1 pseudogene is annotated in these 405 nt (G+C 47.7%); it reads right to left on the bottom strand.

Annotated elements, in window-relative coordinates:
* Positions 1-405 (bottom strand): annotated as a pseudogene (mafB, locus tag Q9I99_RS11305) (polymorphic toxin MafB class 3); the annotation flags it as partial.

The raw sequence follows: 405 nt of genomic DNA, 5'->3' as shown, positions 1-405 counted from the left end.
TCCCCGTCTACAGTCTGCATAGGTCGGGCAGCAGGTGTTTTATAGCCGTTATTTTTAACCCAATCCCATTTGGTCGGGTTAAGTTCTACTTTTTTATCTCTCCAAACCGTACCTGCGGCCTCTGCTACGGCAAGGGTAGTTTGGGCTGTTGCAGTTATATTCGGATGGGCATCAGCCCATTGTCTGGCGGAATTAATGCCGTCTTTTACCGCAAAAGCACTGTCCTGTAATAGGCTCGCGGCAGCAAGTTGTGCTTCCGGACTTAAATTTCCTAAATCATTAATACCTTGTAGAGTCTGCTGAGCGGCTGTATCTGTGACCGGGCTTACCGCACTGTCTGTAATTGCCCCAATCCCTACTCCTTGAAAACCCATTAAAAAAGGATTAACCGCACCTTGGATGATG

Source organism: Neisseria basseii, from assembly GCF_962707005.1.
Taxonomy (GTDB): Bacteria; Pseudomonadota; Gammaproteobacteria; order Burkholderiales; family Neisseriaceae; genus Neisseria; species Neisseria bergeri.
This window is presented reverse-complemented; position numbering and strand designations above follow the sequence as displayed.